The organism is Micromonospora trifolii (assembly GCF_050516465.1).
In the GTDB taxonomy this organism is placed as follows: Bacteria; Actinomycetota; Actinomycetes; order Mycobacteriales; family Micromonosporaceae; genus Micromonospora; species Micromonospora trifolii.
The window spans coordinates 4,263,215-4,285,713 of the sequence record NZ_CP191526.1; the positions used below are offsets into that span (position 1 = coordinate 4,263,215).

Genomic DNA, 22,499 nt, shown 5'->3' on the forward strand with positions numbered 1-22,499 from the left:
CGGCCCGCTGCGGGAGGCCGCGGCCCCGGTGTTTCCCCGACCCGGGCCGGAGGTAACGCCGGACCCCGTCGCCATCGCCGTTCGGCCCTCCGACCAGCTCGGACGCTGCCAGAGTGGGATCGTGGGCGGCTACCGGCGGGGTGGACAGCTGGGCCCGGCCGTCCCGATCGCCCCGGGCGCCCGGGTGGACAAGTTCGAGGTCTTCTTCGACCTGGTCTTCGTCTTCTCGTTCTTCATCATCACCCGGGCTACCGCCGCGAACATCTCCGGCCGGCAACTGGTGCACGCCGGTCTGGTGCTCGCCGTCCTCTGGTGGATCTGGGTGGTGCACAGCCTGGTCGCCACCCGGGTCCGGCTCGGCGAGGGCTACGTCCCGGTGCTCATGGTGATCGCGATGGTCGCCCTGTTCGCGTTCGCGCTGGCGCTTCCGCAGGCGTTCAACGACCCGAAGGGGAGCGCCGCCGGCCCGATGCTGGTGGCCATCAGCTACGTCGTGGTCCGGGCCGTACACATGATCCTCTATCAACACGTGGTGCGGGACAGCCCGCAGGAACGGCGGCAACTGCGGCGGTTCGCCCCGGAGCTGGCGGTGAGCATCGTGCTGCTGCTGGCCGCCGCGCTCATCCCGCCGCAGATCACCGACCCCGACCGGGCCGCCCTGGTCCGCGACGGGCTGTGGATCACAGTGGTGGTGGTGCAGTACGCCACCGGCTTCATCGTCGGGACCTGGGGCTGGGGGGTGACCAGCGCCGAGCACTGGACGGAGCGCTACGACCTCATCCTGATCATCGCGCTGGGCGAGTCGATCATCTCGACGGGCGTCGGCGGCAACCTGCTCGGCAAGCCGGTCACCTGGCCGGCGGTGGCCGCCGCCGCGCTCGGCATCGTGGTCACCGCCGCCCTCTGGTGGGCGCACTTCGACTTCATCGGACCGGCCGCCCGGATCGCCCTGCACGCGGCGGAGGGCGCCCCTCGGGTGGCGATGGCCCGTGACGCGTACGCGTATCTCTACCTGCCGATGATCGCCGGGGTGATCCTCTTCTCGATCGGCAACGAGGAGGTCCTGCACAAGATCACCGACCCGGCCGGCGGGATCGCCGAGAAGGTCGAGGGACCGGCGGTGCCGATGCTCTTCGGCGGGCTGATCTGCTATTTCGCCGTCAACCTGCTCTTCCAGTTACGCACCCTGCACACCGTCAGCTGGACCCGCGTCGGCGTCATAGTGGTCCTCACGGCGGCCCTTCCGATCGGCCAGCACCTGCCAGCGCTGGGCGCGCTCACCCTCGCGACAGTGATCTGCGTGGCGCTGGTGGCCGTGGAGGTGATGGTGATGGCGCAATCCCGGCACGCCCTGCGGGCCGCCGTCTTTGAGGAGCGGACCTCCCACGAGGCCCACGAGGCCGCCTGGCGTGCGCGCTGGCACGACGTCCGGGAGACCGACGAGCCGACCACGCCGTGACTGCGGCGTTCCCGGGTTGAGGGCGTGACCGGCCGGCCCTAGACTTCGACGCAGCGTCGCAGTGCACCCGGCCCGAAGGCCGCCGTGGGCATGGAGGCGCGGGGACAGCATGGGACGAACGTGCACCCAACCGGTTCACCGGCCGGCCGGCTCGCCGCCGTCGGCAATCAGATGATCGAGATCCACCTCTGGCTCAGCGCGGAACTGGCCCGGCTCCAGGCAAGCCTCGACAACCCGTCCCGGGACCTGCGGGCGCACTGCCTGACCTTCTGCGCCGCGCTCGGCCGACACCACACCGGTGAGGACGCGGGCGCGTTCCGGTTGCTGGCCGAGGAGGCCCCCGAGCTGCGCCCGGTCATCGACAACCTGATCACCGATCACGAGGTGGTGGCGGGGATCCTGGAACGGGTCGAGGCACTGCTGGGCGGCGACGCGGGGGTGCCGGTCACCCAGGTGCGCGCCGAGCTGGGCGGGTTGGCGGCCCTGCTGGAGTCGCACTTCCGCTACGAGGAGAAGCGGCTGGTCACCGCCCTGAACGCGCTCACCGGTCGAACCGGAACGACCGAGGAACTACTCGGCCTGACCGCGCCCGACCCCCTCTAGGTGCCGTGCTTGGCCTCCGGGCCCGCGGCGACTGCGGGCAGTCGCTCGTAGAAGCGGATCTTCTCCCGAAGGTGGTCGTACTGGCGCTGGAGCAGGCGCATCTGCTCCTCGACCCGCGCCGCGTGGTGGCGCAGCAGCTCGTGCCGCTCGTCGGCGGTGTGCTCGCCGTCGCGGGCCAGTTGCGCGTAGCGGCGCATCTGCGCGATCGGCATCCCGGTGTCGCGCAGGCAGCGGAACAGCACCAGCCAGCCGAGGTCGTCGTCGGTGAAGACCCGCTGCCCGCCTGTCGTCCGCTCCACGTCAGCGAGGAGGCCGATTTTCTCGTAGTACCGCAGAGTGTCCAGACTGAAGCCGCTGCGGCGGGCGGCCTCCGAGGGGGCGTAACCGCTCATGTCGCGAGATGGTAGTGCTTGACCTGGAGCGCGCTCCAGGTTGGAGGCTGTTGACCATGACGACGACACGGACGCTGGGACGCAGCGGCATCACGGTGAGCGCGATCGGAATGGGGTGCTGGGCCGTCGGCGGCCCGCTCTGGGGTGACGACGGGCAGCCGTTCGGCTGGGGTGAGGTGGACGACGACGAGTCGATCCGCACCATCCACCGGGCGCTCGACCTCGGGGTGACCCTGTTCGACACCGCCAGCAACTACGGCGCCGGGCACAGCGAGCGGATCCTCGGTCAAGCCTTGGCCGGGCGGCGGGACAGCGTGGTGATCGCCACCAAGTTCGGCAACGTCAGCGAGGAGGGCACCCGGCGGGCGCTCGGCACCGACGCCAGCCCGGCCTTCGCGGTGCGCAGCCTGGACGACTCGCTCCGCCGGCTCGGCACCGACTACGTCGACCTCTATCAACTGCACATCAACGCACTGCCGGTGCCCGCCGCGCTCGATCTGGTCGACACCCTGGAGGCCCTGGTCGACCAGGGCAAGATCCGGGCGTACGGCTGGAGCACCGACGACCCGACCTCGGCGGAGGCGTTCGCGGCTGCCGGCCCGCACTGCGCGGCGATTCAGCACGACGAGTCGGTGCTGCGCGACAACGCGGCGGTGCTGGCGGTCTGCGACAAGCACGACCTGGCCAGCCTCAACCGTGGGCCGTTGGCGATGGGGCTGCTCACCGGGTCGACCCGGGCGGTCGGGGCGGACGATGTGCGCGGACGGGCGCCGGAGTGGCTGGAATGGTTCACCGACGGCCGGCCGACGCCACGCTGGGCGGCCCGGGTCGACCAGGTCCGCGCGGCGCTCACCGCCGACGGGCGCACCCTGGCGCAGGGCGCGCTCGGGTGGCTGCTGGCGCGCAGCCCTCGTACCGTGCCGATCCCCGGCCTGCGCACGGTGGCCCAGGCCGACGAAAACCTGGCCACCCTGGAGCGTGGCCCGCTGAGCCCCGAGTCCTACGCCGAGGTGGAGCGTCTCCTCGCCGACCTTCGTCCGGACCCCGCGGCCTGACCACCGGGCCGGTCCACGCCCCGGGCGTCGTCAGCGGAAGTCGTCAGCGTGCTCGACGGCCCACTGCCGGAACGTGCGCCCGGGGCGGCCGGTCACCTGCTCGACGTCCGGGGCGACCCAGGCGTTGCCGTCGAGATACCGGCCCATCTCCAGGAACCACTCGATCACCTCGGCAGGATAGTCGTCCTTCCAGTACTCCCGGGCCTGCTCCGGGGTCAATTCCTCGAACCGCACCGGGCGGCCGATCGCCGCACCGATCATCTCGACCGCGTCCCGGCGCCGGACCGGCTCCGGACCGGTCGGCTGGTAGACCTGGCCGGCATGGCCGTCGTCGGTGAGCGCCGCCAGGATGACCGCGGCGATGTCCGCCTCGTGGACCAGGGCGCTGTTCCAGTCACCGAACGGCGCCCGGACCACCCCCTCGGCCCGGATGGCGGGCGCCCAGTCCCGGGTGTTCGCCATGAACTCGCCGGGAAACACGTGTGTCCACTCCAGACCCGAGTTCTCGATCGCCCGGTGCAGGGGCCGGTGCGGGGCCTCGAGCGGGTCGTCGTCGGCCCGGCTCGGATCGTTGTGACCGAGGTGGGTGACCCGACGGACCCCGGCCTTCCGGGCCAGCTCCAGGATCTCCGCACCGGTGGTCAGCGGTCCGTACCCGTTCATTGCGACCAGGTGCATGCGCGTCACGCCGCGCAGCGCTGGCGCCAGCGTGTAGGGCCTGGCGAAGTCGCCCGCCAGCACCTCCACCCCGCTGGGCAGCGCGACGGCCGCCGGCGACGCGGGATCGCGGGTCAGTGCGCGTACGTCGTGGCCGGCGGCCACCAGTTGCCGGACCAGGCTGCCTCCGACGGTTCCGGTCGCTCCGGTCACCAGGATCGGCATGGTTTCTCCTCAGCTGTCACCCGACGGTGGGCACGGTGAGTCGACCCCGCCATTCGGGGGCGCTCTCGGATGGCTCATGGTCAGTCAGATCGGTGCCGGAAGCAATCGCGAACATTGCATTCACGTTCGCTCTGACCTGCGGAAACGCGACCGGCGCCGAATGCGCGCGGCAGCGTTTTTCGGTACCCGGAACAGCCGCTGACCTGCGTTTTCTGTGCTGCTCGCCGATCCGCGCAACTTTCTTCGCCGGAGTGCCCCGGTGCCGAGGATGTCGGCGGCTCCGTGCATCCACCGGTGGTGTTCTGGACGAAGATGGGGGTATGCGGATCCTTCTGGCCGGCGCGTCCGGCTTCCTTGGCACCCGGCTGGCCGACCTGCTCGTCCGGGACGGGCACGAGGTCACCCGGCTGGTCCGTCGGGCGCCGGGCGGGCCGCAGGAGCGACTGTGGGACCCGGCCGCCGGGCAGCTCGACCCGGCCGTGGTCGCCGAGGCCGACGCCGTCGTCAACCTGGCCGGCGCGGGCGTCGGCGACAAACGCTGGAACGACGACTACCGCCGGTTGATCCGCACCAGCCGGGTGGACAGCACCACCACGCTGGCGACCACCATCGCCGGGCTGCCCGCCGCGGACCGACCCCGGGTGCTGCTCAACTCGTCGGCCGTCGGCTGGTACGGCAACACGGGTGACCGGGCGGTCGAGGAGGACGCGCCGGCCGGCGAGGGATTCCTGGCCGACGTCTGCCGGGTGTGGGAGGCCGCGACCCGGCCGGCCGAGGACGCCGGGGTACGCGTGGTCCGGCTGCGTACCGGTCTGCCGCTGGACCGCGACGGCGGGATGCTCAAGCCGCAGCTGCTGCCGTTCAAGCTGGGCATCGCCGGCCGGCTGGGCAGCGGCCGGCAGTGGTTGCCGTGGATCTCGATGGCCGATTGGCTGGACGCGACCCGCTTCCTGCTGGACCACGACGAGGTCGCCGGCCCGGTCAACGTGGTGGGGCCGAACCCGGTGACGAACATCGAGTTCACCAGCGAGCTGGCCCGGCAGCTGCACCGCCCGGCGATCATCCCGATCCCCGCCCTGGCGCTCAAGGTGGTCCTCGGCGGCTTCGCCCACGAGGCCCTCACCAGCACCCGAGTCCTCCCCGGAGTCCTGACGAGAGCCGCCTACCCCTACCAGCACCCCACCCTCGCCCAAGCCCTCCAAGCAGCACTAACCCCCTGACCCCACCCCCGCCCGCGTGGCGGGGGCGGCATGATCGACTCGGATTCCTTGAAGTCGGGGTATCCCGGCGTCCCGGATACCCCGACTTCCGTGAACAGGAGTGGATCATGGACTCCGTAAAGGTCGCCTGCACAGGTTGCGGGCAGGATTGGCAGACCTGGTAGCGGGTTCGTGAGGACGGCCGCGTCTTCCTGCTGTGCCCGGAGTGCGACTCGATCTGGCTGCCCGACGACGACCGCCACGCGCCTTCAACACGGGGTCTAACCGAGCTGTTCGGTCCCCAGCCGAAGTTCTTCAACGCCTGGCCACTGATCGAGGAGTGCACGCCACCGATGGGTGCCGGCCCCGAACCGCCGACGTCGACGCCCCAACCCCTGTTGATCAAGAGGTTTGCGTCATCCGGAGGCCGGAATCTGACGCAAACCTCTTGATCAACAGGGGTTGGAGACGGGTTTCAGCAGCCGATCACCCAGTGGTTGGGGGCGGTTTGCTTGAGGGCGCTGGTGTAGAAGGTGTTGTACAGGCCCATGCGCTGGTTGGAGCCGTTGGCGTAGGCGTAGCCGCCGGACTGGTACGCCCGACCGGCCGCCACGTGCGCGTAGTTGCTGGCCGTCACGCAGGTCGGCGGCGTGGTCGGGGTGGCCGTCGGGGTCGGCGTGGGGGTGGGGGTGGCCGTCGGGGTCGGGGTCGGGTTGGTCCCGCCGCCGTTCAGACCGAAGAAGAGCGCGTCACGGTACGTCGAGCAGATGGTGTCCAGGAAGTACGCGCCCGCGGTGCCGCACTGCTCGGCCGCCGAGCCCGGGTCGACCGGGGTGCCGTGGCCCATCCCGGAGATCCGGTAGAGCCGCACGTCGTCGGTGCCGTACACCTCGAGGCTGGTGTTGCCGGGCAGCGACGAGGTGCTGGTCGGGGTCTGCGACACGCCCCGCACGTTGGTCCACTGGTCGCGGGACTCGGTGCCGTTGAGCGGGGTGACAGTGGTGTCCGAGGTGCCGTGCCAGATCGCCACCCGGGGGCGCGGGCCGGCGTAGCCGGAGTACGCGCCACGGACCAGGTCGCCCCACGCGGCCGGGGTCTTGTCCGCACCCGGGTTCATGCAGCTGAACGCGTTGACCATGCTGGTGGCGCAGCGGTACGGGATCCCCGCGATGATCGATCCGGCGGCGAAGACGTCCGGGTAGGTGGCCAGCATGACCGCGCTCATCGCGCCGCCGGCGGAGAGCCCGCTGACGTAGACCCGGGAGCCGTTCACCGCGAAGTTCGCCTTGGCGTGGTCGACCATCTGCTTGATCGACAGCGCCTCACCCTGACCCCGGGTGGTGTCCCCCGCCTCGAAGAAGTTGAAGCAGGAGTTGGCGTTGTTGCCGGAGGGCTGCTGGGCGACGATCAGAGCGAACTTCCACTGGTCGGCGTACTTCTGCCAGCCGGAGTTGGCGAAGTAGCCGGAGGCGTTCTGCGTACACCCGTGCAGCAGGACGACGGCCGGGGAGTTGGCCGGCAGGCCGTCCGGCCGGTAGGCGTACATGGCGAGGTTGCCGGGGTTGGAGCCGAACCCGGTGACCTGGGTGAGGGTGGCGGCCTGGGCGGGTGCGGCGATGGCGACCGCGCCCGCTACGGCGAGGGCGAGCCCGGCGACCGCACCGAGCAGCCGGGTGAGGGTGGACGAGGAGCGGCGCACGGCGGCCTCCTGGAGGGGCGGACTGTGAACTGGGTCACGGTCGAATTGCCGTGACGTTACGACGATGTGTCGCCGCTATGACATGGGGCACAGTCACACATTCACGACGGACGCTGTGTACGCCAGACCGTCGACGTGGCGGCCCGAATCCGTCCCCAACGGTCCCGTCCTTGCAGGTCTGACCGGCCCGTCCAGGTCCGGTTGGTAACGTCCGCTGCGTGCCGTCCTCCCCGTCGCTGGCCACCGGGCCCGCACCCGTGTCACCGCCGCGCACCGTCCGGGACCGCCGGGCCGACCTGATCGTCGTGCTGGTGGCGCTCGCGCTCGCCGTCTGGGTGACCAGTGGGCTGTGGCGGGACCCGAACGTCCGCACCATCACCGTCAACTCCAGCGACCAGGCGCTGTTCGAATGGCTGCTGGCCTTCGGCGGGCACGCGGTCACTCACGGGGACAACCCGCTCTTCACCTATCTGATCAACGTCCCGGACGGCGTGAACCTCGCGGTCAACACGACGATCACGGTGTACGCGGTGGTCTTCGCCCCGCTCACGTACCTGATCGGGCCGCCTGCGACGTTCCTGGTGATCCTCACCCTGAATCTGCTCGCCACCGCGCTGGTCTGGTACTGGCTGCTCTCCCGGCACCTGGTCCGCAGCCGGCTGGCCGCCGGGGTCGGCGCCCTGTTCATCGCCTACTCCCCCGGCATGGTGTCGCACGCCAACGCGCACCTGAACTGGACCGCCGGTTGGCTGGTGCCACTGCTGATCTGGCGGCTGTTCGCGCTACGCCGCGCCGGGCACTGGCTTCGCGACGGGGTGATCCTCGGCGTGCTGGTCGCGGTGGCCTTCTCGATCGCCGCCGAGGGGCTCTTCTTCACCGCGCTGGCGTTGGGGGTGTTCGTCGCCATCTGGGCGCTGCACCCGGCCAACCGGGTGGAGGCCCGCGCCGCGCTGCCCACCTTCCTGCGCGGACTTGGGGTGACCGCAGTGGTCGCCGGCGTGCTGCTGTCGTACCCCTTGTGGTTGCACTTCGCCGGGCCGCAACGGTTCCACGGCACCGGCTTCGACCCGGTGATCCACTCCGAGGACATCGCGGCGTTCGCCGCCTTCCCGCGCCGCTCGCTGGCCGGCGAGGCCGGGTTGGGCACCTCGCTGGCGCCGAACCCGACCGAGGAGAACTCGTTCTTCGGCATCCCGCTGCTGGTGCTCACAGTGGTCTGTTTCGTCGTGCTCTGGCGGCGGGCCGACCCGCACCGCCGGGCCACCCTCTGGGCGCTGGGCGCCCTCGCTCTGATCTTCACGGTGCTCTCCTTCGGGCCGGTCGCCAAGGTCGACGGCCGACGCACCGATCTGCCCATGCCGTTCGACCTGGTCGGACAACTGCCGGTGGTGAACGCCGCGCTACCGGCCCGGCTGGCGCTGGTGGTCGCGCCGGTGATCGGGCTGTTGCTGGCGTACGTCGTCGACCAGCTGCGCGCCGCGCCACCACGGCACCGCTCCACGGAGTTGGCCTGGCTGCTCGGTTTCGCGGTGGCCCTGGTGCCGCTGCTGCCCACCCCGCTGCTGACCGACGAGCGGGAGCCCATCCCACGCTTCATCACCTCCGGCACGTGGCGGGACTACGTCTCACCCGACGGAGTGCTGACCCCGGTGCCGCTGACAGTGGACATCTACCCGGACGGCCAGCGCTGGCAGGCGTACGCGTTGTCGCACCGGCAGGGCGAGTTCGCCATCCCGGGCGGCTTCTTCCTCGGCCCCGGCGGGCCGGACGGGCGGGGCCGGATCGGCCCGGTGCCGCGCACGCTGAGCGCGCTGATGGACCAGGCCGGCCGCACCGGGCTGGTCCCCATCGTCACTGACGGGACGATCCGCGAAATCCAGTCGGACCTGCGGCACTGGCGAATCGAGACGGTGGTGCTCGCCGACGAGGTGCACGGCGCGAAGTTCGAGGTCGACGAGGGGGCGCTGCTGCGTACCGGCACCGCCCTGTTCGGCGAGCCGCAACGGGTCGACGACGTCTGGCTCTGGCGCATTCCCCCTGCCGATCGGTAGACAGCGACGCGGCCAGCCGGGGCATCACGACCGGCCGCCATCGCGTCTAATGGGCCGATGAGATTGACCGGCGGGCGATTGCGGCGTGCCGCCGTGGCCGGGCTCGCGCTGGGGCTCGTCGCGCTCGGCGCGCCACCCGCCACGGCCGCGACCAGCACTGTCACCGGCAGCACGGCCGGCGGGAGCACTGTCGCCGACAGCACGGCCGGCGGGAGCGCTGTCGCCGACAGCACGGCCGGGGTGGTGCCGACCCGGGTGCGCGATCCGTGGCTGTGGCAGGCCACAGTGGGGCAACGCCCGGCCGGTCCGGCAGCGCTGCTGTTCTTCACCGACCGCACCCGCTACTTCGAGTCGACCGGCGTGCTGGTCGCCCGGGACGGCGCCTACCGGCTCATCCCGATCCGCATCGCCGAGGGGCACGGGCTGCTCTCCCCCGACGGGCGCCACTACCTACGGCCGCAGTCCGGCGAGTTGCTGGACCTCACCACCGGCCGGCAGCGCCGCACAGTGAAACCCGGGCTGGACCCTTTCGCGTGGTCACCCGATGGGCGGAGCGTGCTCGGCACCCGCAACAACGACGATCAAGTGATCAGCTACGGGCCGGACAATCAGCAGCTCAACGACCCGGAGAAGCCCGACGACCTGCTCGTCGTCGACCCGTACCGGGGCACCGAACGGGTCATCGACATCGGCACCTTCGCCGCGCACACCGCAGCGGCCTGGTCATCCGGAGGCGACCTGGTGGCGGTCACCGGCTGGCCGGACGTGCCGGCCCAACTCGCCGAGCGGCAGCGGCTGGTGGTCGTCGACCCGGCCGGCGGCGGCCCTCGTTGGCAGGTCGACCTGGGCGACCGGCGGATGCTGGCCGGCCCGGCCGCCTGGCATCCCGACGGCCGGCGGCTCGCGCTGCTCGCCTTCGATGGCTGCGCCGGGCCGAGGTGCACGTCCGAGCAGGCGGCGGCGCGCACCTGGCGGATCGAGTTCGTGGACACGGCCACCGGTCGCGCGGTCGGCCAGGCCCTGCCGGCTGGCACCTCGGTCAGCGGGATCATCGGCTGGCGCGGCGATGACCCGCTCCTGCGGTATGTCAGCGAAACGGAGGCGGACACGGACCGGCAGGCCCTTCTCGCCGCGCTGTCGCCCGACGGCGGTCGCGAGGTGCTGGTGACCACGCCGATCGGGTCGACCAACCTGATGGTGCCGGGCGACCTGCTGACCCGGGCCGCGTTCGGTGGGCCGGAGCCCCGGCCGTCGCCGTTCGCCGCCCCGCTCTGGGTCTACCTGACGCTGGCCGTGCCGATGCTGCTCGCAATCGCCCTCGTCATCCGCCGGATCCGCCGCCGCCGCGCTGTGACGGGCCCGGCTCCGCGTGACAACGAGCCGCCGAGCGGTGCCGCGACCGACACGACGAGGTCCTCGTGAGGCGGCTCACCAGGGATGATCGCCGGTAGCGGGACTAGGCTGGATGCCGTGACAACGACGACCCCCGGCCTGACGGCCGTCCGTGCCGGCCTGCTCGACTACCAGGCCGCCTGGGACGAGCAGCGGCGCCTGCACGAGTCGGTGGTGGCTGGCGAGCGCGGCGACACCGTGCTGCTGCTGGAGCACCCGAGCGTCTACACCGCGGGCAAGCGCACCGAACCGTGGGACCGACCCATGGACGGCACTCCGGTCGTCGACGTGGACCGCGGCGGCAAGATCACCTGGCACGGGCCGGGGCAGCTCGTCGGTTACCCGATCCTGCGCCTGCCCGACCCGGTGGACGTGGTCGCCTACGTGCGCCGGACCGAAGAGCTGCTCATCGACGTGTGCGCCGAGTTCGGGCTGACCGCCGGCCGGGTCGAGGGGCGCAGCGGGGTCTGGGTGCCCGAGGACGACCGGGGGCCGGCCCGCAAGGTGGCGGCCATCGGCATCCGGGTGGCCCGAGGCGTCACCCTGCACGGCTTCTCGATCAACTGCGACTGCGACCTGACGTACTTCGACCGGATCGTGCCGTGCGGCATCCGGGACGCGGGCGTCACCTCGCTCACCGCCGAACTGGGCCGCCCGATCAGCGTCGCCGACGTGTTGCCGGTGGTCGAGCGCCGACTCTCCACCCTCATCGAGGTCTGAGCGGCGGCCCCCGACGTCGCCGCCGGGGGCCGCCTCGCTCACGGCGTCAGTCGGTGCAGGTCACGCGGGAACGCGGTGACCTCCCGAATGTTGGCCGCGCCGACCAGCCTGGCCACGAACCGTTCCAGGCCGATGGCGAAGCCACCGTGCGGTGGCATGCCGTGCCGGAACGCGTCCAGGTAGCCGACGTACGGCTCGACCGGCTCACCCCGGGCCGCCAACGCCGCCAGGTAGTCGGCGTGCCGGTGCAGCCGCTGCCCGCCGGTGACCAGCTCCAGACCACGAAAGAGCAGGTCAAACCCGTTCGAGTACGCGGGCCGCGCCGGGTCCGGGTGGGTGTAGAAGGGCCGCTTCGCCATCGGGTAGCCGGTGACGAAGAGGAAGTCCGACCCGTGTTCGCGCAGGGCCCACTCGCCCAGCGCCCGCTCATGGGCAGGCGCGAGGTCCGGCTCGTCGGCGGGCGCGCCGGCGATCGTCAGCGCCTCGGTGAAGTGCACCGCCGGGATCTCCACCGGCACCTGCGGCGGCGTGACGTCGAGCGTCGCCAGAGCGCTGCCGGCCCGCCCGCTCACCGCGTCCAGCATCCCGGCCACGGTGTCGCGCAGCACGCGCATCACGTCCCGGTGGTCGGTGACGAAGCCCAGCTCCGCGTCGAGCGACGTGTACTGGGCGAGGTGCCGGACGGTGTCGTGCGGTTCGGCCCGGAAGACCGGCCCCACCTCGTAGACACGTTCGAAGACGCCGACCATCAGCTGCTTGTAGAACTGCGGCGACTGGGCCAGGTACGCGGGTCGGCCGAACCAGTCCAGCGCGAAGACGTTCGCCCCGCTCTCGGTGCTGGAGCTGACCACCTTCGGCGTGTGGACCTCCACGAAGTCCTGGGCGTCGAGTGCGGCCCGGAACCCGGCCACCGCGGCCGCCGAGATTCGCAGCGCGGCCGACCGGGTGGGGTGCCGCAGCGCGGTGGGCGCGTTGTCCAGCTGGGTGGGCAGGCTCGCGGTGAGTGCCGGCCGGTACAGGTCGAACGGTGGCGGTGCGGCGGGCGGCCCGAGTGGACGTACCGTCGGGTCGGTCAGCTCGACCCCGGCGGGCGCCGTGCCGTTCGCGGTGGCCGTCGCGGTGACCTCGACGACCGTCTCCTCGGTGAGTTTCTCCAGCTCGGCGCGGACGGCCGGGTCGGTGACGACCACCTGGGCCAGACCGGTGGCGTCACGCACGATCAGGAAGGCCACCGACTTGAGCAGTCGGCGGCGGTGCACCCAGCCGGCGATCCGCACGGTCGTGCCGATCCTGGCGGGTAGTTGCTGGGACAGGGTTCGTTGCATGGCGGGCTGCTCCTCGGTCGATCGCCACGCCGTCGCCGCCCTGGGGTGGCGAAAGCGTCGCATCAGCCCCAGGGAGGTGTGGGCGAGCGGGAACCTCGCGGTGCCACCACACCTTCACCCCCGCCGAAGCGGGGGCCTCGTTCGTCGCCTGATGACCGGGGCCAGCCGGGCGGGCTCTACTGGGCGCGGATGACCCGCGGCCGTTCTTCCCGCAGCTCGGGAGGGTCTTCGCGCCCCGGCGCCAGACCGCCTCTCAGCACCGGCGGCTCTCTGCACTGGCGGGTCGGGGCACTACTCGGCTCCGTCGTCGCTGTTGCCGGGGACCGTAGCATCCGAATCCCCGGTCTGTGACGCCCTTTTCCGACCGGTCGGTGTCCGGCGTCACAACGTTCCGGGCGTGACGCCGGTCGCCTGACGCACATAGACACCCGCCGTCCGGCGTAGGCTCATTTTCGTGACGATCGAGCACTCCGCGCCGACGACCGGCCAGGCAGCGCGCACCGCAACGGCGGCCCCCGAGGGGCGACGCCTGCTGCGGATCGAGGCGCGCAACGCCGAGACGCCGATCGAGCGCAAACCGCCGTGGATCAAGGTCAAGGCCAAGATGGGCCCGGAGTACACCCAGCTGCGCGGGCTCGTCTCGCGCGAAGGGCTGCACACCGTCTGCCAGGAGGCCGGCTGCCCCAACATCTACGAGTGTTGGGAAGACCGGGAGGCCACCTTCCTCATCGGCGGTGACCAGTGCACCCGGCGCTGCGACTTCTGCCAGATCGACACCGGCAAGCCGGCCGAGTTCGACGCCGACGAGCCGCGTCGGGTCGCCGAGTCGGTGGTCTCGATGGGGCTGCGTTACGCCACCATCACCGGTGTCGCCCGTGACGACCTGCCCGACGGCGGCGCCTGGCTGTACGCCGAGACCGTCCGACAGATCCACGCCCTCCAGCCCGGCTGCGGCGTCGAGCTGCTGATCCCGGACTTCAACGCCGTCCCCGAGCAGTTGGCCGAGGTCTTCGGCTCCCGCCCCGAGGTGCTGGCCCACAACGTGGAGACCGTGCCGCGCATCTTCAAGCGCATCCGGCCGGCGTTCCGCTACGACCGCTCGTTGGACGTGATCCGGCAGGCCCGCGCCGACGGCCTGGTCACCAAGAGCAACCTCATCCTGGGCATGGGCGAGGAGCGGGCCGAGGTCTCGCAGGCGCTGCGCGACCTGCACGAGGCCGGCTGCGAGCTGATCACCATCACCCAGTACCTGCGCCCCTCCCCCCGGCACCACCCGGTGACCCGCTGGGTCAAGCCGGAGGAGTTCGTGGAGCTGCGCGAGGAGGCCGAGGAGATCGGCTTCGCCGGGGTGATGAGCGGGCCGCTGGTGCGTTCGTCGTACCGAGCCGGTCGGCTCTACAAGCAGGCGCTCGACGCCCGCGCCGCTACCCCGGTCGCCACCGCGGGCTGATACCGCCGGCAACGCCGCGCGGCCGTTCGGCGCCCGGGTGTCATGATCCTGTGATGACCGTCGGCGTACGCGAGCAGCCACGCGGCGCGGACTCGCCCCGCCCGCGACCCGGCGCACGCCCCGGCCTGGTCGGTTGGCTCACCGGGTTGGCAGCGCTCGCCGGGGTGGGTTACCGGCTGTGGCTGCTGCTGCACGCCGCCCCGCCGACGAACAGCGACGAGGCCACCATGGGGCTGGCCGCGCTGCACATCGCCCGGGGCGAGGACTTCCCGGTGTGGTTCTACGGCCAGCAGTACATGGGCACGCTGGAGGCGTACCTGGCCGCGCCGGTGTTCGCCCTCGCGGGTGGGCCGTCGCTGCTCGGCCTGCGGTTGCCCACGCTGGCCCTGTACGCGCTGTTCCTGCTGCTGGCCTGGCGGTTGACGCTGCGGCTGACCGGGGACCGGTGGTTCGGGCTGCTGATGGTGGTGCTGCTGGCCCTCGGTTCCGACCGGATCGTCAAGAACCAGCTGATCGCCGGCGGCGGCTACCCCGAGATGAACGCGGCCGGGGCGGCGCTGGCCCTGCTCGCCGTGGATCTGGCCGGCGGTCGACCGGGGCGGCGATCGGCCGACGCCGGGCGACCCGACGGGCCGACAGCCGGCACCGGGCGACCCGGCTGGCGGCTGGCGCGCTGGGCCGCGTGGGGGTTCCTGGCCGGGCTGATGCTCTGGGTCGACCCGCTCGTGCTGCCGTACGTCGCGGCGACCGGCGCGGTCCTCGTCGGGTTCTGCCGCCGGGAGCTGTGGGGTGCCGCCGGGGCGCTGCTCGGGGTGGCGGCCGTGCTGGGGGCAGCCCCACTGCTGCTGCACAGCCTGCTGACCGGACGCAACCCGCTGCACGCCGTGCTCGCGGCCGGCGGTGCGAACGCAACAGCGGGCTTGCCGGACCGGCTGCACGGCGGCCTGGTGCTCGGCCCGCCGCTGGGCATGGGCTTCTGCGCTCCCGGTCAGTGCGCCACCTGGCAACTGTGGTGGGCGCTCGCCCTGCCGCTGCTGCTGGCCATCGCCGCCGTCACCGCCTGGCGGGCCCTGCGCGCCCCCGGCCCCGACCCTGCTGACCCTGCCGCTGTCGGCCCCGAGGCGGTGTCGCCCCGGGTGGCGGCGGCGGTCCGGCTGGCACTCGTGCTGGCCGCGGTGGCCACCCTCGGCGCGTACACAGTGAGCAGTTCCGCCGGGCTCACCCCGGTGGAGAGTTCCCGCTACCTGTCCTGCCTGCTCATCTCCCTTCCGGCGTTGCTCTGGCCGGTGTGGGCGGCGGCCCGGCACGGGTTGCGTCCGGCGGCGACCGGCCGGCTCGGCGTCGGGTCGACGCTGGCCCGGTCGGTAGCTGTGGTGTTGCTCGCGGCCACGCTGGGCACCGCCGCCCACGCCACCTGGCGGGCAGCGCAGACCGTCCCGGCGACCCGGGCCACCGAGGCCCGGCACACCGAGTTGGTGAGCACCCTGCGTCAGCTCGGCGTACGGCACGTGCGCGCCGGCTACTGGACCTGCAACCGGCTCACCTTCGCCAGCGCGGAACAGGTGGTCTGCGCCGTCGTCGACGACACCCTGCGGCCCGGGTTCGACCGCTACCCCGCGTACCGGCGGGAGGTGGACAGCGCGGCGGCACCGGCCTGGGTCGCGCCGGCTGGGTCGCCCCTGGCGGAGGTGCTCGACGAGCGGCAGCGAGTTACGCCGGGCAGCCTCGACCTGGTCACCATCGAGGGTTGGCGCATCTACCTGCCGCGCTGACCTCGGCGGTGCGCGGCCCGGCGGCCTCGGTGTGCGGCCGGGCGGCCCCTGTGCGCGCGTCAGCGCGGCGCGGCGGCCTCGGTTAGCAGGCCGAGGCGGTGGGCCAGCGCGGCGGCCTCCACCCGGTTGGTCACACCCAGCTTCGCGATGATCCGGGAGACGTGCACGCTTGCCGTCTTCGGTGAGATGAACAGCTGCTCGGCGATCCGGCTGTTGCTGTGCCCCTCGGCGACCAGGCGCAGCACCTCCCGCTCCCGAGCGGTCAGCAGGTCCGCGCCGGCCCCGCCCCCGGCACCGCGCAGGCCGACCCGCCGCGCCAGGGTGGCGGCCGCCTCGACCAGCGGGGTCGCACCCAGCCGCCGGCCGATCTCGGTGGCCTCGGTGACCGCCGCCGCCGTCTCGTCGCGTTCCCCGGCTGCGGCGGTCGCCTCGGCCAGCGCCAGCAGCGCCCTGCCCAACGGGTAGGGCTGCCCGTCGGCCCGCCACGCGTCGACGGCCGCACGCCACGCCGGCAGTGCCTGGTCGCCGACCGCGAGCAGCGCGGTGACCTGGGCGGCGTGCGCACGGGCCGCCGGGTGCCGCGCTGGCAGGTCGGTGGCGAGCGCCGCCACGGCGGCGGCCAACTCCCGGTCACCCACCCGGGCCGCGGTACGCGCGGCGGCGCTGAGCACCGGCCACCCCTCCCGGGGAAGCTGCGGCAGGCTCTCGTCGGCCACCGCGACGTGGGCCGCCCGTACCGCCTCGACCTTATCGTCCGCGGCCAGCGCCGCCTCGATTGCCAGCTCGTGCAGGGGCAGGCGGTGGTTCGGCCACAGGTACGGCCGGTTGAGGAAGGTGAGTGCCCGGTCCACCAGCTCATCGGCGCCCGGATGGGCGCGGGCCAGCCGCAGCCCGGCGCCCAGCTGGAGCCAGTGCAGCCCGGTGACACCGGAAAGGTCGATCCGGGCGGCCTCCGCGCAGACCGCCTCGGCCTCGTCCCACCGACCCAGCGCGATGAGCGCCTCGGCCCGGTTGGAGAGCAGGTACGCCCCGGTGGAGCGGCTGATCCCCACCCGTCGCGCCTCGGCCACGCCGGCCTCGGCGGCCTGCGCGGACTCGGCGTAGCGGCCCAGCTCGCAGAGCACGTCCGACTGGTACACCCGGGCGAGCACCAGAGCCGTGGAGTCCCCGGACGCACGGACGACGGCCTCGGCCTGGCTCAGCTCGGCCAACCCCCGCTCCAGGTCCCGCTCGCCGTGGCAGAGCAGGGCGATCCGCGTGTGCAGCAGCGCCAGGTCCTCGCCGAGTGCCTCGCCGTCCACGGCAGCCTCGGCAGCCACCCGGGCCGCCTGCTTGGGATCGATCTTGACCATGTGCGCGGCGATGTCGGCGAGCAGCCGAACCCGCGCCACGTCACGGGGGCCGCCAGCGGCCAGTCGGTACGCCTCATCCAGCTCCCGGCGACCGTCACTCTTGCCGAGCAGGGCCATCAGTCGACCCCGCTGGTTGAGCAGGCGGGCGGCGCGCAGCGGTGCGGCGTCGGCGTCCACCTCGGCCAGGCCGGCCCGGGTCAGGGTGATGGCCCGGCTGAAGTCGCCGGCCGTGACCGCCGCGGCCAGCGTCTGCTCCAGCAACGCCAGGTGGTCCATGCCGAGCAGGTCGGCGGCGTCCGGCACCAGCTCCCACAGCTCCAGCGCCCGTTCCAGCAGTCGGCGCTGCTCGGCGTACGCGTACCGGTCGGCGGCGGCGCACGCGGCGGCTCGTGCGGCGACGAGGGCCCTCGGGTGGTTGTGCGCGGCGTACCAGTGGTGGGCGATCTCGGCCGGGGCCCGGCCGGCGGCGACCAGGTGCGGCTGGGCCTCGATGGCGGCGGCGAAGCGGGCGTGCAGCCGGGCGTGTTCACCGGGCAACAACTCGTCGTGCACGGCCTCGCGGACCAGCGCATGGCGGAACTCGTAGTCACCGTCCCGGTCGGCCACCACCAACTGGGCGGCGACGGCGGCGCGCAACGCGTCCTCCAGCTCGGCCTCGGGCAGCCCGGCGACCTCGGCGAGCAGGTCATGGGCGAAACGGGTGCCGCCGGCGGCGGCGATCCGCAACACCCGCTGGGCCGGTTCGGGGAGCCGGTCCACGCGGGCCAGCAGCAGGTCACGCAGCGTCTCGGGGAGCGCCGCGCAGCCGATCGGGTCACCGGCGACGGCCAACTCCTCGATGAAGAAGGGGTTGCCCTGGGTGCGGTCGTGGACATCGTCGACGGCGCGGGCGAGCGGCTCGGCGCCGAGCAGGTCGGCGAGGATAGCGGCGGTGCCGTCGCGGTCCAGGCGACCCAGCTCGACCCGCTCCACACCCCGGGCCCGATCCAGCTCGGCGAGGAACGGGCGCAGCGGGTGCCCGCGCTGCAACTCGTCGGTGCGGTAGGTGCAGACCAGCAGCAGCCGGCCCGGCCTCGCCGCCCGGACGAGGAAGCCGATGAGGTCGCGGGTGGAACGGTCGGCCCAGTGCAGGTCCTCGATGATCAGGACCATTGGGCGAGCATCGGCCAGCCGCTGGAACAGCTCGGCGACCAGGTCGAACAGGTAGCCGCGCGGGGCGTCGCTGAGCGGGACGGCACGCGGGGTGGCCAGCGTCGCGGAGGCGCGGCCCAGCTCCGGCAGGAGCGGGGCGAACTCCGCCTCGTAGCCGGCGAAGACCTCGGGGCCGTCGGCGCGGAGCACCGCGCGCAACGCGGCGGCGAACGGCGCGAACGGCAGACCCGCCTCGCCCAGCTCCAGGCACTGGCCGACGAGCACCCGCGCCGCGCCGTCGGTGGCCCAGCCGGCGAACTCCTCCAGCAGCCGGGTCTTACCCACGCCCGCCTCGCCGCCGACCAGCACGGTGGTCGGCTCCCCGGCCCGCGCCCGGCCCAGCGCGTCCCGCAGCGCCACGGTCTCACGGTGGCGTCCGACGAGGACGGAGCTGGCGGCGCGTACGGTCACGTGTTCGAGCATGCCATGGCTGCCCGCCCCACCGGCCCCGCCGATCGGCCGGCGGCCGGGCGGCGAGGTCGGACCGGGTCGATCCGCCAGCCCGACGGGCGCGGTGGACGTGGCGGCCGTGCTGGCCGCGCTGGACGTGGCGGCCGTGCTGGGCGCGGTCACCGGCGGGCGTCGCCGGTGCGACCGGCCTGCCTGCGCCGGCCCAACCACCCGCGGCTGACCGGACGGGACAGCGACCGGGCGAGCCGGTCGGCGGCCGCGTCGGCGCGCAACTCGGCGGCGTGGGTACGGTGCAGGGTGAGCAGGAAATCTGCGTCGTTGCCGAACATGTCGGGCTCCTTCGTGGCGTCGTCGTCTTCTGCTGACGACTCTTCGCGCGAAGGCCCCACCCGGGCATGGGCATGGCGCCTCATCTTCCCCGCCCGCAGCCTCCTTACCCGGCCGCTCCGGGCGCGTACGGCGACGTAAGGTACTCAGCTGCCCCGGCACCCGGACGCGGATCAACCGGGCCGGCGGCGACCACTAGACTCTGCGGCATGGCAAAGCCCCAGGAGAAGGTCTCGTTCGGCCAGCGGCTGAAGCAGATCGGGATGGTGTTCCAGTTCACCGCCAAGCAGGACCGGTGGTTCGCGCCGTTGGTCGCCGCAGCGGTGCTGCTCCCGCTCGCGCTCACCGTGGTCGCGGTCATCCTCTGGGGCTGGATCTGGCTGCCGCTGGGCATCCTGTTCATCCTGCTCGCGGTGCTGATCGTGCTCAACCTGCGGTCCAACAAGGCGATGATGAACGCCGCCGAGGGGCAACCCGGCGCGGCGGCGCAGATCATGGAAAACATGCGCGGCGACTGGCGGGTGACCCCGGCGGTCAGCTCGACCACCCAGATGGACATGGTCCACCTGGTGATCGGCCGCCCGGGCGTGATCCTGCTGGCCGAGGGCAACCCGCAGCGGGTGCGCGGCCTGCTCGGCCAGGAGAAGCGGCGGCTGTCCAAGGTGATCGGCTCCGCTCCCCTGCACGACTACGTGATCGGGCAGGAGGAGGGCGAACTGCCGATCCGCAAGCTCCGGACGACGCTGCTGCGCCTGCCCCGCGCCCTCTCCGGCAAGGACGTCAACTCGCTGGACAAGCGACTCAAGGCGCTCACCGCTCGGCCGCAGATGCCCAAGGGCGCGATCCCGAAGAACATGCGGCCGCCAGGCGCCTTCCGCCAGTCGCGGGGCCGCTGACCCCCACAGGTGTACGCGAAGGAGCCGGACCCACACGGGTCCGGCTCCTTCACGTACACCCTCATGTGCCCACCCCCGACGCGCCGCCCGCCTCGGGTCACCCTCGCCATGATCGTGCTCGATCCTGGATGTAGTGGCCTCGGGCGCGGCGGATGCCACTACTTCCTGGATCGTGTGCGATCTTGCGGTTCGGGAGGCCCCGGACCGGCCCAGGGAGGGGTCGGCCTCAGCCTCGGGGGGCGTCGACGATGACCGAGCCGGCGACTCGGTCGTGCAGGCCGCGCCGGTGCTCGTTCATGATCAGTGCGGGGACGACCAGGGCCAGCAGCAGGCCACGGATCAGCCCCCGGAGTACGCCGATCCGGCCACCGTCGTTCCAGTTCACACAGCGGATCTTGGTGATGTACATGCCCGGAGTCTGGGCGAACAGGCCGAGGAAGATGCCGTACTCCAGCACCAGCACCAGCACCGGCGCCCAGCCGTCGCGTACCGGGTCGGCGAAGAAGTTGGACACCAGCAGGCAGAGCACCCAGTCGATGATCAGCGCCCCGAACCGCCGACCGAGGCTCGGCGCGGTGAAGGTGGGGTCGGTGGCCGGCGCTGCCGGAAGGTGCGGATTGGTCACAGCGGTCAAGGGTATCCGCGCCGGGATGAGGGCTTGCCGGGTGCCGCCGCCGCTGTGTGCCGATTCAGGCCAAAGGCATCAGATGTCATTACACTGGCACAGTCGGTACGGCGTTCCTGGCGGGCCGGAGGCGCGGACCGGGGCGTCGCTGACGCTCCGCGAGGGACGTAACACGGCAGAAACAACGGAGACACGGCCGGGCAACCCCCCGGCCCTAGCGTCGCCAGAAGCCTAGCCACCCCGTGGACGTGCCAGGAGGATGTGTGTTCGCCAATCCCGAGGAACTGCTGCGATACCTCAAGAACGAGGACGTGAAGTTCGTCGACGTTCGTTTCTGTGACCTGCCCGGCGTGATGCAGCACTTCAACCTGCCGGTCGAGTCCGTCAACGACGACCTCTTCACCGACGGCCTCGCGTTCGACGGTTCGTCGATCCGCGGTTTCCAGGCGATCCACGAGTCGGACATGCTCCTGCTCCCGGATGTCGCCACCGCGTTCATCGACCCGTTCCGCGCGCAGAAGACGCTCGCGCTCAACTTCTTCATCCACGACCCGTTCACCCGCGAGGCCTACAGCCGCGACCCGCGCAACGTGGCGAAGAAGGCCGAGGCGTACCTGGCGGCGAGCGGCATCGCCGACACCGCCTACTTCGGCGCCGAGGCGGAGTTCTACATCTTCGACTCGATCCGCCACGAGACCTCGGCGCACCAGTCGTTCTACTACATCGACTCGATCGAGGGCGCCTGGAACACGGGCCGCGAAGAGCCGGGCGGCAACCGCGGCTACAAGACCGCGTACAAGGGCGGCTACTTCCCCGTCCCGCCGGTCGACCACTACGCCGACCTGCGTGACTCGATCGTGCGCCGCCTGGTCGACACCGGCTTCAACGTGGAGCGCTCGCACCACGAGGTGGGCACCGCCGGCCAGTCCGAGATCAACTACCGGTTCTCCACCCTGCTGCACGCCGGTGACCAGCTCCAGCTCTTCAAGTACATCGTGAAGAACGAGGCCTGGGCCAACGGCAAGACCGCGACGTTCATGCCCAAGCCGCTCTTCGGCGACAACGGCTCCGGCATGCACACCCACCAGAGCCTCTGGCTCAACGGTGAGCCGCTGTTCTACGACGAGACCGGCTACGCCGGCCTGTCCGACATGGCCCGCTGGTACATCGGCGGTCTGCTGCACCACGCGCCGTCGCTGCTGGCCTTCACCAACCCGACGATCAACTCGTACCGCCGCCTCGTGCCGGGCTTCGAGGCGCCGGTCAACCTGGTCTACTCGCAGCGCAACCGGTCCGCCTGCACCCGTATCCCGGTGACCGGCGCGAACCCGAAGGCCAAGCGCGTCGAGTTCCGCGTCCCGGACCCGTCGGCCAACGTCTACCTGGCCTTCTCGGCCATGATGATGGCCGGCCTCGACGGCATCAAGAGCAAGATCGAGCCGCCGACGCCGATCGACAAGGACCTCTACGACCTCCCGCCGGAGGAGTGGGGCGACGTCAAGCAGGTGCCGGGCTCGCTGTCGGCCGTGCTCGACTCGCTGGAGGCCGACCACGACTACCTGCTCGACGGCGGCGTCTTCACCCCCGACCTGATCTCCACCTGGGTCGACTGGAAGCGCGCCAACGAGGTCGACCCGGTGCGTCTGCGCCCGACCCCGCACGAGTTCGCCATGTACTACGACTGCTGAGCCTGATCAA

Annotated in this window: 18 protein-coding genes; 11 read left to right on the top strand and 7 right to left on the bottom strand. The window is 72.1% G+C overall.

The features are described 5' to 3' along the window. Positions 1 to 121 precede the first annotated feature (121 nt). On the top strand, positions 122 to 1,459 hold the full coding sequence (locus tag ACQRWP_RS19670) for a low temperature requirement protein A (RefSeq protein ID WP_430503231.1): 1,338 nt from the start codon (positions 122 to 124) through the stop codon (positions 1,457 to 1,459). A gap of 120 nt (positions 1,460 to 1,579) precedes the next feature. Further along, on the top strand, positions 1,580 to 2,062 hold the full coding sequence (locus tag ACQRWP_RS19675; RefSeq protein WP_430496726.1) for a hemerythrin domain-containing protein: 483 nt from the start codon (positions 1,580 to 1,582) through the stop codon (positions 2,060 to 2,062). Here ACQRWP_RS19675 and ACQRWP_RS19680 read toward each other — a convergent pair. Next, positions 2,059 to 2,454 (bottom strand): MerR family transcriptional regulator, encoded by a 396-nt coding sequence (locus ACQRWP_RS19680; RefSeq protein WP_430496728.1) that lies wholly within the window; start codon positions 2,452 to 2,454, stop codon positions 2,059 to 2,061. The genes ACQRWP_RS19675 and ACQRWP_RS19680 overlap by 4 nt on opposite strands. A 56-nt stretch (positions 2,455 to 2,510) precedes the next feature. Between ACQRWP_RS19680 and ACQRWP_RS19685 the strand changes: the two genes are divergently transcribed. Next, positions 2,511 to 3,509 carry an aldo/keto reductase gene (locus ACQRWP_RS19685; protein WP_430496730.1) on the top strand — a complete coding sequence of 333 codons (999 nt, stop codon included), beginning with the start codon at positions 2,511 to 2,513 and terminating at the stop codon, positions 3,507 to 3,509. Positions 3,510 to 3,539: 30 nt separating this feature from the next. Here ACQRWP_RS19685 and ACQRWP_RS19690 read toward each other — a convergent pair whose 3' ends face one another. After that, positions 3,540 to 4,391, bottom strand: coding sequence for an NmrA family NAD(P)-binding protein (locus ACQRWP_RS19690; RefSeq protein WP_430496732.1), 852 nt, complete (start codon positions 4,389 to 4,391; stop codon positions 3,540 to 3,542). Between the two features lie 320 nt (positions 4,392 to 4,711). Here ACQRWP_RS19690 and ACQRWP_RS19695 point away from each other — a divergent pair, with 320 nt between their 5' ends. Beyond that, on the top strand, positions 4,712 to 5,611 hold the full coding sequence (locus tag ACQRWP_RS19695) for a TIGR01777 family oxidoreductase (protein ID WP_430496733.1): 900 nt from the start codon (positions 4,712 to 4,714) through the stop codon (positions 5,609 to 5,611). Positions 5,612 to 6,065: 454 nt separating this feature from the next. Here the strand turns inward: ACQRWP_RS19695 and ACQRWP_RS19700 are convergent, their stop codons facing one another. Then, entirely contained in the window at positions 6,066 to 7,289 is a 1,224-nt protein-coding gene (locus ACQRWP_RS19700; RefSeq protein WP_430496735.1) for an extracellular catalytic domain type 1 short-chain-length polyhydroxyalkanoate depolymerase, read from the bottom strand. 218 nt (positions 7,290 to 7,507) lie between these two features. Here ACQRWP_RS19700 and ACQRWP_RS19705 point away from each other — a divergent pair, with 218 nt between their 5' ends. From ACQRWP_RS19705 to lipB, 3 genes are read left to right on the top strand one after another with little or no spacing between them, the layout of a single operon-like run. Next, positions 7,508 to 9,340 carry a DUF2079 domain-containing protein gene (locus ACQRWP_RS19705; protein WP_430496737.1) on the top strand — a complete coding sequence of 611 codons (1,833 nt, stop codon included), beginning with the start codon at positions 7,508 to 7,510 and terminating at the stop codon, positions 9,338 to 9,340. 57 nt (positions 9,341 to 9,397) lie between these two features. After that, on the top strand, positions 9,398 to 10,762 hold the full coding sequence (locus ACQRWP_RS19710; protein WP_430496738.1) for a hypothetical protein: 1,365 nt from the start codon (positions 9,398 to 9,400) through the stop codon (positions 10,760 to 10,762). 48 nt (positions 10,763 to 10,810) lie between these two features. Continuing rightward, the gene (gene lipB / locus ACQRWP_RS19715; RefSeq protein WP_210787391.1) at positions 10,811 to 11,452 is read left to right on the top strand and encodes a lipoyl(octanoyl) transferase LipB; all 642 of its coding nucleotides are present in this window, start codon (positions 10,811 to 10,813) and stop codon (positions 11,450 to 11,452) included. Positions 11,453 to 11,490: 38 nt separating this feature from the next. On the opposite strand, the gene aspS is transcribed toward lipB, so the two are convergent. Continuing rightward, the gene (aspS, locus tag ACQRWP_RS19720) at positions 11,491 to 12,777 is read right to left on the bottom strand and encodes an aspartate--tRNA(Asn) ligase (RefSeq protein ID WP_430496740.1); all 1,287 of its coding nucleotides are present in this window, start codon (positions 12,775 to 12,777) and stop codon (positions 11,491 to 11,493) included. 454 nt (positions 12,778 to 13,231) lie between these two features. Between aspS and lipA the strand changes: the two genes are divergently transcribed. After that, a complete protein-coding gene (lipA, locus tag ACQRWP_RS19725) occupies positions 13,232 to 14,227 on the top strand; it encodes a lipoyl synthase (protein WP_347659387.1) in 996 nt (331 codons plus the stop codon). A gap of 53 nt (positions 14,228 to 14,280) precedes the next feature. After that, entirely contained in the window at positions 14,281 to 15,999 is a 1,719-nt protein-coding gene (locus ACQRWP_RS19730; protein ID WP_430496742.1) for a hypothetical protein, read from the top strand. A gap of 59 nt (positions 16,000 to 16,058) precedes the next feature. On the opposite strand, the gene ACQRWP_RS19735 is transcribed toward ACQRWP_RS19730, so the two are convergent. Continuing rightward, positions 16,059 to 19,115: a helix-turn-helix transcriptional regulator gene (locus ACQRWP_RS19735; RefSeq protein WP_430496745.1), complete on the bottom strand. Its 3,057-nt coding sequence runs from the start codon at positions 19,113 to 19,115 to the stop codon at positions 16,059 to 16,061. Next, positions 19,112 to 19,282 carry a hypothetical protein gene (locus tag ACQRWP_RS19740; protein ID WP_167362519.1) on the bottom strand — a complete coding sequence of 57 codons (171 nt, stop codon included), beginning with the start codon at positions 19,280 to 19,282 and terminating at the stop codon, positions 19,112 to 19,114. The genes ACQRWP_RS19735 and ACQRWP_RS19740 overlap by 4 nt, the downstream gene beginning before the upstream one ends. Positions 19,283 to 19,489: 207 nt before the next feature. Here ACQRWP_RS19740 and ACQRWP_RS19745 point away from each other — a divergent pair, with 207 nt between their 5' ends. After that, entirely contained in the window at positions 19,490 to 20,176 is a 687-nt protein-coding gene (locus ACQRWP_RS19745) for a DUF4191 domain-containing protein (RefSeq protein ID WP_145779624.1), read from the top strand. Between the two features lie 226 nt (positions 20,177 to 20,402). Here the strand turns inward: ACQRWP_RS19745 and ACQRWP_RS19750 are convergent, their stop codons facing one another. After that, positions 20,403 to 20,801, bottom strand: coding sequence for an RDD family protein (locus ACQRWP_RS19750; RefSeq protein ID WP_430496748.1), 399 nt, complete (start codon positions 20,799 to 20,801; stop codon positions 20,403 to 20,405). A 263-nt stretch (positions 20,802 to 21,064) separates the two neighbouring features. On the opposite strand from ACQRWP_RS19750, the gene glnA reads away from it, so the two are divergent. Beyond that, complete coding sequence (gene glnA, locus ACQRWP_RS19755) at positions 21,065 to 22,489, top strand: type I glutamate--ammonia ligase (protein WP_112671701.1); 1,425 nt, start codon at positions 21,065 to 21,067, stop codon at positions 22,487 to 22,489. The last annotated feature ends 10 nt before the right edge of the window (positions 22,490 to 22,499 follow it).